The sequence below is a fragment of the Stutzerimonas azotifigens DSM 17556 genome (assembly GCF_000425625.1).
Classification (GTDB): Bacteria; Pseudomonadota; Gammaproteobacteria; order Pseudomonadales; family Pseudomonadaceae; genus Stutzerimonas; species Stutzerimonas azotifigens.
In genome coordinates this window covers 320,899-333,314 of record NZ_KE384407.1, presented here as the reverse complement: position 1 = coordinate 333,314, position 12,416 = coordinate 320,899, and the positions used below count along the sequence as shown (strand labels likewise).

The 12,416-nt window shown below is 68.1% G+C and carries 14 protein-coding genes; 12 read left to right on the top strand and 2 right to left on the bottom strand.

Going from position 1 to position 12,416, the window contains the following annotated elements; genetic code table 11:
- Positions 1-573, bottom strand: a complete 573-nt coding sequence (locus H610_RS0110145) for a PilZ domain-containing protein (RefSeq protein WP_028239561.1) — start codon at positions 571-573, stop codon at positions 1-3.
- Positions 574-670: 97 nt separating this feature from the next.
- On the opposite strand from H610_RS0110145, the gene H610_RS0110140 reads away from it, so the two are divergent.
- The 3 genes from H610_RS0110140 to H610_RS0110130 are packed head-to-tail and all read left to right on the top strand — an operon-like array spanning position 671 to position 3,862.
- Positions 671-1,918, top strand: coding sequence for a lipoprotein-releasing ABC transporter permease subunit (locus H610_RS0110140; RefSeq protein WP_028239560.1), 1,248 nt, complete (start codon positions 671-673; stop codon positions 1,916-1,918).
- On the top strand, positions 1,911-2,618 hold the full coding sequence (lolD, locus tag H610_RS0110135; protein ID WP_043238188.1) for a lipoprotein-releasing ABC transporter ATP-binding protein LolD: 708 nt from the start codon (positions 1,911-1,913) through the stop codon (positions 2,616-2,618). The genes H610_RS0110140 and lolD overlap by 8 nt, the downstream gene beginning before the upstream one ends.
- Positions 2,618-3,862, top strand: coding sequence for a lipoprotein-releasing ABC transporter permease subunit (locus H610_RS0110130; protein ID WP_028239558.1), 1,245 nt, complete (start codon positions 2,618-2,620; stop codon positions 3,860-3,862). The genes lolD and H610_RS0110130 overlap by 1 nt, the downstream gene beginning before the upstream one ends.
- Here H610_RS0110130 and H610_RS0110125 read toward each other — a convergent pair.
- A complete protein-coding gene (locus tag H610_RS0110125) occupies positions 3,853-4,392 on the bottom strand; it encodes a DUF2062 domain-containing protein (RefSeq protein ID WP_028239557.1) in 540 nt (179 codons plus the stop codon). The two genes, H610_RS0110130 and H610_RS0110125, sit on opposite strands and share 10 nt — an antisense overlap.
- A gap of 181 nt (positions 4,393-4,573) precedes the next feature.
- Here H610_RS0110125 and H610_RS0110120 point away from each other — a divergent pair, with 181 nt between their 5' ends.
- The 9 genes from H610_RS0110120 to rpsB all read left to right on the top strand — a co-directional run bounded on the left by H610_RS0110120 (position 4,574) and on the right by rpsB (position 12,308).
- Positions 4,574-6,799 carry a DNA internalization-related competence protein ComEC/Rec2 gene (locus H610_RS0110120; protein WP_028239556.1) on the top strand — a complete coding sequence of 742 codons (2,226 nt, stop codon included), beginning with the start codon at positions 4,574-4,576 and terminating at the stop codon, positions 6,797-6,799.
- A gap of 68 nt (positions 6,800-6,867) precedes the next feature.
- Positions 6,868-7,500 (top strand): MotA/TolQ/ExbB proton channel family protein, encoded by a 633-nt coding sequence (locus tag H610_RS0110115; RefSeq protein WP_028239555.1) that lies wholly within the window; start codon positions 6,868-6,870, stop codon positions 7,498-7,500.
- The gene (locus H610_RS0110110; protein ID WP_028239554.1) at positions 7,497-7,925 is read left to right on the top strand and encodes an ExbD/TolR family protein; all 429 of its coding nucleotides are present in this window, start codon (positions 7,497-7,499) and stop codon (positions 7,923-7,925) included. Before H610_RS0110115 ends, H610_RS0110110 begins: the two co-directional genes overlap by 4 nt.
- Positions 7,925-8,929, top strand: a complete 1,005-nt coding sequence (gene lpxK, locus H610_RS0110105; RefSeq protein ID WP_028239553.1) for a tetraacyldisaccharide 4'-kinase — start codon at positions 7,925-7,927, stop codon at positions 8,927-8,929. The genes H610_RS0110110 and lpxK overlap by 1 nt, the downstream gene beginning before the upstream one ends.
- 36 nt (positions 8,930-8,965) lie before the next feature.
- Positions 8,966-9,151: a Trm112 family protein gene (locus tag H610_RS0110100; protein WP_028239552.1), complete on the top strand. Its 186-nt coding sequence runs from the start codon at positions 8,966-8,968 to the stop codon at positions 9,149-9,151.
- Entirely contained in the window at positions 9,148-9,912 is a 765-nt protein-coding gene (gene kdsB / locus H610_RS0110095) for a 3-deoxy-manno-octulosonate cytidylyltransferase (protein WP_028239551.1), read from the top strand. The genes H610_RS0110100 and kdsB overlap by 4 nt, the downstream gene beginning before the upstream one ends.
- Positions 9,912-10,376, top strand: coding sequence for a low molecular weight protein-tyrosine-phosphatase (locus H610_RS0110090; RefSeq protein WP_028239550.1), 465 nt, complete (start codon positions 9,912-9,914; stop codon positions 10,374-10,376). The genes kdsB and H610_RS0110090 overlap by 1 nt, the downstream gene beginning before the upstream one ends.
- The gene (gene murB, locus H610_RS0110085; RefSeq protein WP_028239549.1) at positions 10,373-11,392 is read left to right on the top strand and encodes a UDP-N-acetylmuramate dehydrogenase; all 1,020 of its coding nucleotides are present in this window, start codon (positions 10,373-10,375) and stop codon (positions 11,390-11,392) included. Before H610_RS0110090 ends, murB begins: the two co-directional genes overlap by 4 nt.
- A gap of 178 nt (positions 11,393-11,570) precedes the next feature.
- Positions 11,571-12,308, top strand: a complete 738-nt coding sequence (gene rpsB / locus H610_RS0110080) for a 30S ribosomal protein S2 (RefSeq protein ID WP_028239548.1) — start codon at positions 11,571-11,573, stop codon at positions 12,306-12,308.
- The last annotated feature ends 108 nt before the right edge of the window (positions 12,309-12,416 follow it).

Below are 12,416 nucleotides of genomic sequence, written 5' to 3'. Positions count from 1 at the left end.
TCATCCTTGGTGGGTTTCTCGGGACTGGCGCCGGCGCAGCGCCTGCTGCTGCAGGATATGCCGGGCGAGCATCTGGCGCTGTGACTCACTGAGCGACTTGAATTCCGCGCCCAGGTCGAAGCCACCGTCCTCGCGCGGCTGGCAGTGCACGATCTCCGCGCGCAGCTGCAGGCCGAGGGTCTGCGGCAGCAGCACCAGCCTCAGCGAGACGTCGGTGCCCACCGGCAGCCCTTCGTCGTGGGCGAAGCGCACGCCGCCCTCGGAGAGGATCACCGGCCGCGGCGTGCCGACGTCCTTGAGCAAGTGCGAGGCCAGGGTCTGTCCGAGCAGCTCCAGGCGCCTGTTCTGCACCTTGAGGTAGCTGGCGAGGATGCGGTTGCGCTCGCCGAGCTGGCGCAGCAGATGCTGCGCCTCGAATTCCAGATGATGCAGCTCGGCCAGCAGGCCGAAGCCCGGCGGCGCTTCCTCCTCGGCCAGTGCCTCTTCCGCAGGCTCGAGCCGGGTGATTTCCAGTGCGATCCGGTCCTCGATACGGTAGTATTCCCGCCGTTCTTCGATGTCCTGAGTAGACATGGCAATACCATGGCAGTCCTGATGGCTCGAGTGTAACAGGCTCCAGCCGGCGGCCGCCGCACGCATTCAACGACCCCGCCAGCGAACCCGTCTCCTTATGTTCAGACCGCTGTCCGTGTACATCGGGGCGCGCTATACCCGCGCCAGGCGCCGCAGCCTCTTCGTTTCCTTTATCTCCTTCACTTCCATGATCGGCCTGGCGCTCGGCGTGCTGGTGATGATCGTCGTGCTGTCCGTGATGAACGGCTTCGATCACGAGATGCGCACCCGGGTGCTGGGGATGGTGCCGCATGCAACCATCGAGAGCCCGGTGCCGGTGAACGACTGGCCGGCGCTCGCCCGGCGTCTCGAGGCGCAGCCTCAGGTGCTGGCGGTGGCCCCCTTCATCCAGATGCAGGGCCTGCTGACCCATGAGGGCCAGGTGCAGAAGGTGCTGATCAACGCGATCGAGCCGGACGCCGAGCGGCAGGTGTCGATCATCGAGGATTTCGTGCGCGAGGGCTCGATGGCTTCGCTGGCGCCGGGCGACTTCAACATCGTCATCGGCGACCGGGCCGCCGCCAAGCTCGGCGTCGGCATCGGCGACAAGATCACCTTCATCGCGCCGGAAGTCACGGTGACGCCGGCGGGCATGTTCCCGCGCATGAAGCGCTTCACCGTGAGCGGCATCTTCCACGTCGGGGCGGGCGAAATCGATGGCTTCGTGGCCATGACCAACCTGGCGGACCTGGCCCGCCTGCAGCGCTGGCAGCCCGACCAGGTACAGGGCCTGCGGCTGCGTTTCGACGACCTGTTCCAGGCGCCACGGCTGGCCTGGCAGCTGGCCGGGCAGCTGGGCGACAACTTCTATTCGCGCGACTGGACCCGCACCCACGGCAACCTCTACCAGGCGATCCGCATGGAAAAGGCGATCATCGGACTGCTGCTGCTGCTCATCGTCGCGGTCGCCGCCTTCAACATCATTTCCACGCTGGTGATGGTGGTGACCGACAAGCGCGGCGACATCGCCATCCTGCGCACGCTCGGTGCCACCCCGGGGCGGATCATGCGCATCTTCATGGTCCAGGGCACCGTCATCGGCGTGGTCGGCACGCTGGTCGGGGCCGTGCTGGGCATCGTCGCGGCGCAGAACATCAGTGCCTGGATCGCCGGCCTGGAAGGCCTGCTGGGGCACAAGTTCCTCAGCGCCGACGTCTACTTCATCGATTACCTGCCCTCCCGGCTGATGGCCGAGGACGTGCTGCTGGTGTGCGGCGCGGCGCTGGTCCTGAGTTTCCTTGCCACCCTTTATCCGGCCTGGCGGGCCGCCCGTACGCAGCCTGCCGAGGCCTTACGTTATGAGTGAGCCGGCCATGAACGATCGTACCGAGCAACCCGTCCTCAGCTGCCGCAACCTGGGCAAGCGCTATGAGCAGGGCCCGGTTTCCGTGGACGTGCTGTCCGGCCTGGAACTGGAGCTGTTTCCCGGCCAGCGCGTGGCGGTGGTCGGCAGTTCCGGATCGGGCAAGAGCACGCTGCTGAACCTGCTCGGCGGCCTCGACACGCCGAGCGAGGGCAGTGTCTGGCTGGCCGGGGAAGAGCTGTCGGCGCTCGACGAGAAGGCGCGCGGATTGCTGCGCAACCGGGCGCTCGGCTTCGTCTACCAGTTCCATCATCTGCTGCCCGAGTTCACTGCGCTGGAGAACGTCTGCATGCCGCTGCTGATCGGCCGTACGCCGATCCCCGAGGCGCGCCGTCGCGCCACCGAACTGCTGGAGCGGGTCGGTCTCGGCCATCGGCTGGTGCACAAGCCGGCCGAGCTGTCGGGCGGCGAACGCCAGCGCGTGGCGATCGCCCGGGCGCTGGCCAACCGGCCGGCGCTGGTGCTGCTGGACGAGCCGACCGGCAACCTCGATCACCACACCGCGCAGGGCATCCAGGAACTCATGCTGGAGCTGAGCACCTCGCTGCGCACGGCCTTCCTGGTGGTGACGCACGACCCGCAGCTGGCCGCGCAGATGGACCACACCCTGCGCCTGGAAGACGGTCGACTGGTGGCTGCCTGATGTTCCGTCCCTTCAGCCTGTACGTCGGCAGCCGCTATACCCGGGCCAAGCGGCGCAACCACTACATTTCGTTCATCTCCCTCAGTTCGATGATCGGCCTGGCCCTCGGGGTGCTGGCGATGATCGTCGTGCTCTCGGTGATGAACGGCTTCCAGCGCGAGATGAGCGCCCGGATTCTCGGCATGGTTCCGCATGCGCTGATCGTCGGCGCCGAGCCGCTGGGCGACTGGCAGGCCGTCGCGCAACAGGCCGAGCGTGATCCGCAGGTGCTGGCGGTGGCGCCGCTGACGCAGCTCGAGGGCATGCTGTCGTTCCGCGGCACCATGCAGCCGATCCAGGTGCACGGCATCGATCCCGCCGTCGAAGACCAGGTCTCGATCGCTGGGTCGCACATGCTCGCCGGGCAGCTCTCGGCATTGAAATCGGGCGAGTTCGGCATCGTGCTCGGGACGATGACCGCCCGACGCTTCGGCGTTTCGGTCGGCGACAAGCTGACGCTGATCGTGCCCGAGGCGAGCGCCGCGCCGGGCGGGGTGACGCCGCGCCTGCAACGGCTGACGGTGGTCGGCGTGTTCAAGGTCGGCGCCGATCTGGACGGCAGCCTGGCGATGATCCACCGCGACGACGCGGCGCGGCTGCTGCGCTGGGAACCGGGCCAGGTGCAGGGCGTGCGCCTGAAGCTGGCGGATCTGTACCGCGCCCCCGCGGTTGCCGCGCAGGTGGCGGCGACGCTCGGCGAGGATTACCGCGCGCTCGACTGGACGCAGACCCAGGGCAGCCTGTTCGCCGCGATGAAGATGGAGAAGACCATGATCGGCCTGCTCCTGATGCTGATCATCGCGGTGGCGGCGTTCAACATCATCGCCACGCTGATCATGGTGGTCGCCGACAAGCGCGCCGATATCGCCATCCTGCGCACCCTCGGGGCCACGCCGCGCGAGATCATGGCGATCTTCGTGGTGCAGGGCAGCATCATCGGTTTCACCGGCACCCTGGCGGGCGTGGTGCTCGGCGTGCTCGCGGCGCTGAACGTCAGTGAGCTGGTGGCCTGGCTCGAGCGCGTCTCGGGCCAGCACGTGTTCAGCTCGGACGTCTATTTCATCAGTTCGCTGCCGTCGCACCTGGAAGTCGGCGACGTGCTGCTGGTGAGCGTGGCGGCCTTGCTGATGAGCTTCCTCGCCACGCTCTATCCCTCCTGGCGCGCCGCCCAGACCTCGCCCGCCGAGGCCCTGCGTTACGAGTGATCGCTGTTGCGGCGCTCGCTGCGGGTCTGCTGGCGCTTGCGCCAGCTGCGCCGTACCCAGATACGCCAGTACAGTTGCGTCAGGCTGTAGCCGAGCACCGCCAGGACGATGCCCAGCACCAGTGAGCCCAGGTACAGCGGCTGCCAGTGGGTCTGCAGCAGCCAGCGGATCCAGGCCAGGCTGAGCTCGGCCGGCATGTCGAATGCCGGCGAGCCCATCAGCCAGGTCCCTACCTTGTAGTTGCAGTAGAACACCGGCGGCATCGTCAGCGGATTGGTCAGCCAGACCAGCCCGACCGCGATCGGCAGGTTGGCCCGGGCCGGAATGGCGCAGGCGGCTGCGGCGAGCATTTGCAGGGGCATCGGAATCATCGCCCAGAACAGCCCGACCGCCATGGCCCTCGCGACCGAATGTCGATTGAGGTGCCACAGGTTCGGATCATGGATCAGGGTGCCGAGGAACCGCAGCGACTTGTTGTGCTTGATGCGGTCGGGATGCGGCATGTAGCGTTTGATGAAACGACGCGGCATGAAAGATCTCTGACGGGCAGATGCCCGGCGATTATGCCTCGAATCCATGGGGCGATGTGGCGGCTTTGTGACAGGCTTCTACAGCCGGAGGGCGCCGGGATGGTGTCCTCTCTCGCTTGCCGCGAGGCGCCCGATGCGCCGTGTCGGGCAACGAAAAGAAAAGGACTTCGCCATGCACTCCATGCGCGCAGGGATGCTCGCGCTGGCCGGCGGCCTGGTGCTGCCGCGCTTTCTACCCACGCTTCCGCCGCTCTGGCTGGTGCTCGGGCTGGCCGTGCTGGGGCTGGCCTGCGCAGCTAGCCGCTATCGCAGCGCCGGCCTGCTGCTGCTCGGTTTCGGCTGGGCCTGCGTCAATGCCCAGTGGGCGTTGGACGGCCGCCTGGCGCCCGCGCTCGACGGGCGGACCTTCTGGCTCGAAGGGCGGGTCGTCGGCCTGCCGGATCGCCGCGAAGGCGTGACGCGCTTCGAGATGACCGCCATCGAATCGCGCCATGACGGACTCCCGGATCGTCTGCGACTGGCCTGGTACGGCGGGCCGGATATGCGGGCGGGCGAACGCTGGCGGGTTGCCGCACGGCTGAAGCGTCCGCATGGGCTGGTCAATCCGCAGGGGTTCGATTACGAAGCCTGGCTGCTGGCAGGCGGCTTCGGCGCCACCGGCACGGTCAAGGCCGGCGAGCGCCTGGAGGCGGCGAAAGGGGCGGGCGGCTGGCGCGACGGCCTGCGGACGCGCCTGCTCGGCGTCGAGGCGGCAGGCCGGCAAGGGGCGCTCGCCGCGCTGGTGGTGGGCGATGCCTCCGGGCTCTCCAGCGCCGACTGGCGGGCGCTGCAGGCCACCGGGACGGTGCATCTGATGGTGATCTCCGGCCAGCACGTGGGGATGCTGGCGGGGCTTCTCTATGGCCTGGTGGCGGTGCTCGCGCGCGGGGGGCTGTGGCCGCGACGCTTGCCCTGGCTGCCCTCGGCCTGTGCGCTGGCCTTGAGTGGCGCCCTGGCGTACGGCTGGCTGGCCGGTTTCGAGGTGCCGGTGCGCAGGGCCTGCCTGATGGTGGCGGTGGTCCTGCTCTGGCGGCTGCGTTTTCGCCACCTGGGTGTGTGGCTGCCGCTGCTGGTGGCGCTGAACGGCGTGCTGCTGCTCGACCCGCTGGCGTCGCTGCAGCCCGGCTTCTGGCTGTCGTTCGGCGCCGTGGCGTTGCTCGCCCTGGTGTTCAGCGGGCGCCTGGGCGCGTGGCGATGGTGGCAGGCGCTCGGCCGGGCGCAGTGGGCGGCGGCGCTCGGGTTGCTGCCCCTGATGCTGGCCCTGGGGCTGCCGGTCAGCCTCAGCGGCCCGCTGGCCAACCTGGTGGCGGTGCCCTGGGTCAGCCTGCTGGTGGTTCCGGCGGCGTTGCTCGGCGCGCTGCTGCTGCCAGTTCCGCTGCTTGGCGCGGGGCTGCTCTGGGGCGCGGGCTTGCTGTTGTCGGTGCTGTTCGACCTGCTCGCGCTGGTCGCCCAGTGGCAGCCGGCCTGGCTGCCGCCAACCCTCGGCCCGGTCGCCTGGGGTCTGCTGGCGCTTGGCGTGTTCCTGCTGCTGTTGCCGGCCGGCCTGCCCGGACGGGCGTTCGGCGCGGTGCTGGCGCTACCTTTTCTCTTCCCGGGCGTGGAGCTGCCGGACGAGGGCCAGGCGCGGGTTTGGGTGCTCGACGTGGGGCAGGGGCTTTCGGTGCTGGTGCAGACGCAAGGTCATGCGCTGCTCTACGACGCTGCGCCGCGCTACGGGGATTTCGACCTGGGCGAGCGCGTGGTGGTGCCGGTGCTGCGCGGGCTCGGCGTTTCCCGGCTGGATGTCATGTTGCTGAGCCATGCCGACAGCGACCATGCCGGCGGTGCCAGGGCGGTCGCCGACGCGCTGCCGGTGCTGCGCACGGTCAGTGGCGAGCCCGCTCGTCTGCCCGCCGCACTCGCCGCCGAAGACTGCCGTCGGGGCGAGCAGTGGAGCTGGGATGGCGTGCATTTCCGGCTGTGGAAGCTGGAGCGGGCGGCCACCGGAAACGCCGCCTCCTGCGTGCTGATGGTCGAGGCGGCCGGCGAACGGCTGCTGCTGACCGGGGATATCGATGCGGCGACCGAGGGCGCGCTGGTCGAGGAAGGCTGGCCGATCGCGGCGGACTGGCTGCTGGTCCCGCATCATGGCAGCCGCAGTTCCACTTCGGCGCGCTTCCTGGACGCCGTTGGCCCTCGCGATGCCCTGGTTTCCCGTGGGATGCACAACGCCTTCGGCCATCCCCATCCGCTGGTGGTCGAGCGCCTGCGCAGCGCCGGCGTGAGGGTTCACGACACCGCGCTCGACGGTGCGTTGCAGCTGTTTCTGGGCGAGCGCAAGCCGCTGCGACGCCAGCGCGACGAACGACGGTTCTGGCGGGAAAAATGAGAACGGCGGCCGTCGGCGACCCCAGGGCCCTATGCTAGAGTGGCGCCATTTTTCAGGGGGGTATTCTCGTGTGGGAGCTGGTTAAAGCAGGCGGTTGGATCATGCTGCCGATCATCCTGTGCTCGATCGCCGCGGCCGGCATCATCGCCGAGCGCCTGTGGACGCTCCGGCCGAGCCGGGTCACGCCACCGCACCTGCTGGGCCAGGTCTGGAAGTGGATCAAGGAGAAGAAGCTCAGCAACCAGAAACTCAAGGAGCTGCGCGCCAGCTCGCCGCTGGGCGAAGTGCTCGCCGCCGGGCTGGCCAACTCCAAGCACGGCCGCGAAGTGATGAAGGAGTGCATCGAGGAAGCCGCGACGCGCGTGGTGCACGATCTCGAGCGCTATCTCAATGCCCTGGGCACCATCGCCGCGATGGCGCCGCTGCTCGGCCTGCTGGGCACCGTGCTGGGCATGATCGAGATCTTCAGCTCCTTCATGGGTTCGGGCATGGCCAATGCACCGCAGCTGGCCGGGGGGATTTCCAAGGCCCTGATCACCACGGCCGCCGGCCTGTTCGTCGCCATTCCGGCACTGTTCTTCCATCGCTATCTGCAGCGCCGGGTCGACGAGCTGGTGGTCGGCATGGAGCAGGAGGCGATCAAGCTGGTGGAGGTCGTGCAGGGCGATCGTGAAGTCGACCTGGGCGAGGGCCGGGCGTGAAGTTTCGACGCAAGCCCCGGGAGAACGTCGAGATCGGTCTGGCGCCGCTGATCGACGTGGTGTTCATCCTGCTGCTGTTCTTCGTCGTGACCACCACCTTCACCCGTGAAACGCAGCTGAAGGTGGATCTTCCGGAAGCGGCCAGCGGCACGCCGCCGCAGGAAACCGAGCTCAAGCAGCTCGAGGTGGTGATCGACGCCACCGGCCAATACGCGCTGAATGGCAAGGCCCTGGTCAAGAGCGATCTGCAGACGCTGACCGCAGCGCTGAACAAGGAGTCGCAGGGCGACTACAGCCTGCCGTTGATGATCAGCGCCGATGCCAAGACGCCGCACCAGGCGGTGATCACCGCCATGGACGCGGCCGGCAAGCTCGGCTTCTCGCACCTGCGCATCACCACGGTCGAGGCGCAGGCGACGCCCTGATGGGGTTCGGCGAACGGTTGCAGCGGGCCTGGTACCAAGGTCATCCCGCACTTGCCTTGCTGGCGCCGCTGGAGTGGGCGTTCCGTGCGGTGAGCGGGCGCCGGCGCCGGCGTTTTCTCGCGCACCGGGAAAGCGCCTACCGCGCGCCGGTGCCGGTGATCGTGATCGGCAATGTCACCGTGGGCGGTACCGGCAAGACGCCGATGATTCTCTGGCTGATCGAGCATTGCCGTGCCCGTGGGCTGCGGGTCGGTGTCGTCAGCCGCGGCTACGGCGCCCAGCCGCCGCAGTGGCCGTGGCGGGTGCAGGCGGAGCAGGAGGCGCGGGTGGCCGGGGACGAGCCGCTGCTGATCGCGCGCCGCAGCGGCGTGCCGGTGGTCATCGATCCCGATCGCGCGCGGGCGGTGCGGGCACTGCTGGAAGGCGCCGATGTCGACCTCATCCTCTCCGACGACGGCTTGCAGCATTACCGCCTCGACCGGGACCTGGAGATCGTCCTGATCGATGCGGCGCGCGGCCTCGGCAATCGCCATTGTCTACCGCGCGGGCCATTGCGCGAGCCGCCCGAGCGGCTCGCCAGCGTCGACGCCGTGCTGTTCAACGGCGCGACTGAGGATGTTCCCGACGGCTACGGCTTTGCCCTGCAGCCGGTCTCGCTCGTCGAGGTGAGCAGCGGGAAGGTGCTGCCGCTCGATTATTTTCCGCCCGGCCAGGCATTGCACGCGGTCGCCGGCATCGGCCATCCGCAGCGTTTCTTCGCCACCCTGGAGGCGCTACACTGGCGCCCCGTTCCACATCCGTTCGCCGATCACGCGGCCTATCGCCTGGATCAGCTGACGTTCAGTCCGGAACTGCCGCTGGTGATGACTGAAAAGGATGCGGTCAAATGTCGGGCGTTTGCCGCGTCCGGCTGGACCTACCTGAGAGTCGAAGCCAGGCCCACGACGACCTTCGTCGCCTGGCTCGATGCCGAACTGGCGCGGCTGTTACCCGACACTTTCTAGTCGTTCATTGGGGCGACTGGTCATTCAAGGATCGCCATGGACACCAAACTGCTCGATATCCTTGCCTGTCCCCTGTGCAAGGGCCCACTCAAGCTGAGCGACGACAAATCGGAGCTGGTCTGCAAGGCCGATGCGCTGGCCTTTCCGGTACGAGACGGCATTCCGGTGATGCTGGAAAGCGAAGCGCGCACCCTCGACGTCGATGAGCGGCTGGACAAATGAGCGACGCCTTCGTGGTGGTGATTCCGGCTCGATACTCCTCGAGCCGGCTGCCGGGCAAGCCGCTGCAGGCCATCGCCGGCAAGCCGATGATCGAGCACGTCTGGCGGCAGGCCAGCCGCAGCGCCGCTGCTCGCGTTGTGGTGGCGACCGACGACGAGCGCATTCTCCAGGCCTGCGAAGGCTTCGGCGCCGAAGCGCTGTTGACCAGCCCGGCGCACAACTCGGGCACCGATCGGCTCGCCGAAGTGGCCGAGCGCCTCGGGCTCGCCGACGATGCCATCGTGGTCAATGTCCAGGGCGACGAGCCGCTGATTCCGCCGACGGTCATCGACCAGGTGGCGGCCAACCTCGCGGCGAACCCGCAGGCCGCCATCGCCACCCTGGCCGAGCCGCTGGACGGGGTCGAGAGCCTGTTCAATCCCAACGTGGTGAAGGTACTCAGTGATGCCCGCGGCATGGCGCTGACCTTCTCGCGTGCCCCGTTGCCCTGGGCGCGCGACCACTTCGCGGACGACCGCACATCCCTGCCCGAGGGCGTGCCCTACCGCCGGCATATCGGCATCTATGCCTACCGCGCGCGGCTGCTGCGGGCGTTCGTCGCCTGGGGCCCCTGCTGGCTGGAGGACACCGAGCGCCTGGAGCAGCTGCGCGCACTCTGGCATGGCGAGCGCATTCACGTCGCCGATGCGATCGAGCCGCCGCCCGCCGGCGTCGATACCCCGGAAGACCTCGCGCGGGTGCGCCGCCTGCTGGAGCACTGATGCACATCCTGTTCGTCTGCCTGGGCAATATCTGCCGCTCGCCGACGGCCGAGGCCGTGTTTCGCCATCGGGTCGAGGCGCAGGGGCTGGCCGAGCGGATCTTCGTCGACTCGGCCGGCACCGGCGGCTGGCACGTCGGCAAGGCGCCGGACGCCCGCACCTGCGCGGCCGGCGCGCGGCGCGGCTACCGCCTGTCCCACCTGCGCGCGCGGCAGTTCGAGAGCGCCGACTTCCAGCGCTTCGACCTGATCCTGGCGATGGATCGCGCCAACCTCGAGCACCTCGAGGCGCTGCGGCCGGAGGGCGCCTCGGCGCAGCTGGACCTGTTCCTGCGTCGCTACGAGCTGTCGGTGGATGAAGTTCCCGATCCCTACTATGGCGGCCCCGAAGGCTTCGAGCGGGTGATCGATCTGATCGAGCAGGGCAGCGAGCGACTGCTCGACGACGTGAGGCGCGTCCTGTGAGCCTGTCGATCGAGACGGACGTCGACCTCGCGCGCTACAACACCTTCGGCTTTCCGGTGGTGGCGCGCCGCTTCGTGCGCGCCTGCTCGCAGGCGCAGATCCTCGAGGCGGTCGAACTGGCCGGGCGCCTCGGGCAGGACCTGCTGGTTCTCGGCGGCGGCAGCAACCTGGTGCTGACCCGGGACATCGAGGCGCTGGTGCTGCAGATCGCCACGTGCGGCGTGCGGGTCCTGGCGGACGACGGCGAAACCGTGCTGCTGGAGGCCGAGGCCGGCGAGCCCTGGCACCCGTTCGTCCAGCATACGCTCGTGTGCGGCTATGCCGGGCTGGAGAACCTGAGCCTCATTCCCGGCACCGTCGGCGCGGCGCCGATCCAGAACATCGGTGCCTACGGAGTCGAGCTGAAGGACGTCGCGGTGGCGGTGATCGCGTTCGACCGTCTGGAGCAGCGCGTGATCGAGCTGTCGGCCGATGACTGTGCGTTCGGCTACCGCGACAGCCGCTTCAAGCGCGAAGCCGGGCGCTGGATCGTCCTGCGCGTGCGCTTTCGTCTGCAGCGCCGGGCCCGGCTCAATCTGGACTACGGCCCGATACGCCAGTGGCTGGCGGGCGAGGGGGTCGAGCATCCCGATGCCGCCGACGTCAGCCGCGCGGTCTGCGCGATCCGCAGCGAGAAGCTGCCGGACCCCGCCGTGCTCGGCAATGCCGGCAGCTTCTTCAAGAATCCGGTCGTCAGCGCGGAACGGGCGGACAGGTTGCGGAACGAGCACCCCGGCCTGGTCTGCTTCGCGCAGGGCGACGGGCGGGTGAAGCTGGCGGCCGGCTGGCTGATCGAGCGGGCGGGCTGGAAGGGGTTCCGCGAGGGCGACGCCGGCGTGCATCGGCTGCAGGCCCTGGTGCTGGTCAATTACGGGCATGCCAGCGGGGCCCAGGTGGTCGAACTGGCCCGGCGCATCCAGGCCGACATCCGCGAACGCTTCGACGTCGATCTGGAGATCGAGCCCAACGTAATATAGGGCAAGGTGGAATCGCCTTTTCAGTCGCCCGCGTTCATGGTATAAAACGCGCCGCTTTTGCAGGCTCTCGCCTGGAAAGCCTTACTCCGCACACGTGTCGACACGGTATCCTGGGTGCCCGGAAGGGTTGGATATCGGGACGCGTGGAGGCCTAACCCGACTTTTCCGAGGAAGTCCCATGTCTCAAGTCACCATGCGCGATATGCTGAAGGCCGGTGTGCACTTCGGCCACCAGACCCGTTACTGGAACCCGAAGATGGACAAGTACATTTTCGGCGCGCGCAACAAGATCCACATCATCAACCTCGAAAAAACCCTGCCGATGTTCAACGAAGCCCTGAGCTTCGTCGAGAAGCTGGCTGCCGGCAAGAACAAGATCCTGTTCGTGGGCACCAAGCGTTCGGCCGGTAAGCTGGTCCGTGAGGAAGCGGCGCGTTGCGGCTCGCCCTACGTCGACCATCGCTGGCTGGGCGGCATGCTCACCAACTACAAGACCATCCGCGCTTCCATCAAGCGTCTGCGCGAGCTCGAGGGCCAGTCCCAGGACGGCACCTTCGACAAGCTGACCAAGAAAGAAGCCCTGATGCGCACCCGCGACCTCGAGAAGCTCGAGCGCAGCCTGGGCGGCATCAAGGAGATGGGCGGTCTGCCCGATGCCATGTTCGTGATCGACGTCGACCACGAGCGCATCGCCATCAGCGAAGCGAACAAGCTGGGCATCCCGGTCATCGGCATCGTCGATACCAACAGCAGCCCCGAAGGCGTGGACTACGTGATCCCCGGTAACGACGACGCCATCCGCGCCGTGCAACTGTACCTGGGCGCCATGGCCGACGCGGTCCTGCGTGGCCGCCAGAACGGCGGTGCTGCCGACGAGTTCGTCGAGGAAGCCGCCTCCGAGGCCGCCGAAGGCTGATAACGAGCCCTCGCATGGCGTCACCCGGTGGACGAAAAGGGGGCTAGGCCCCCTTTTTGCCACTTTCAGATTTGATTGCCCTCCAAGCGAGGGCTGGTTCAGACAACC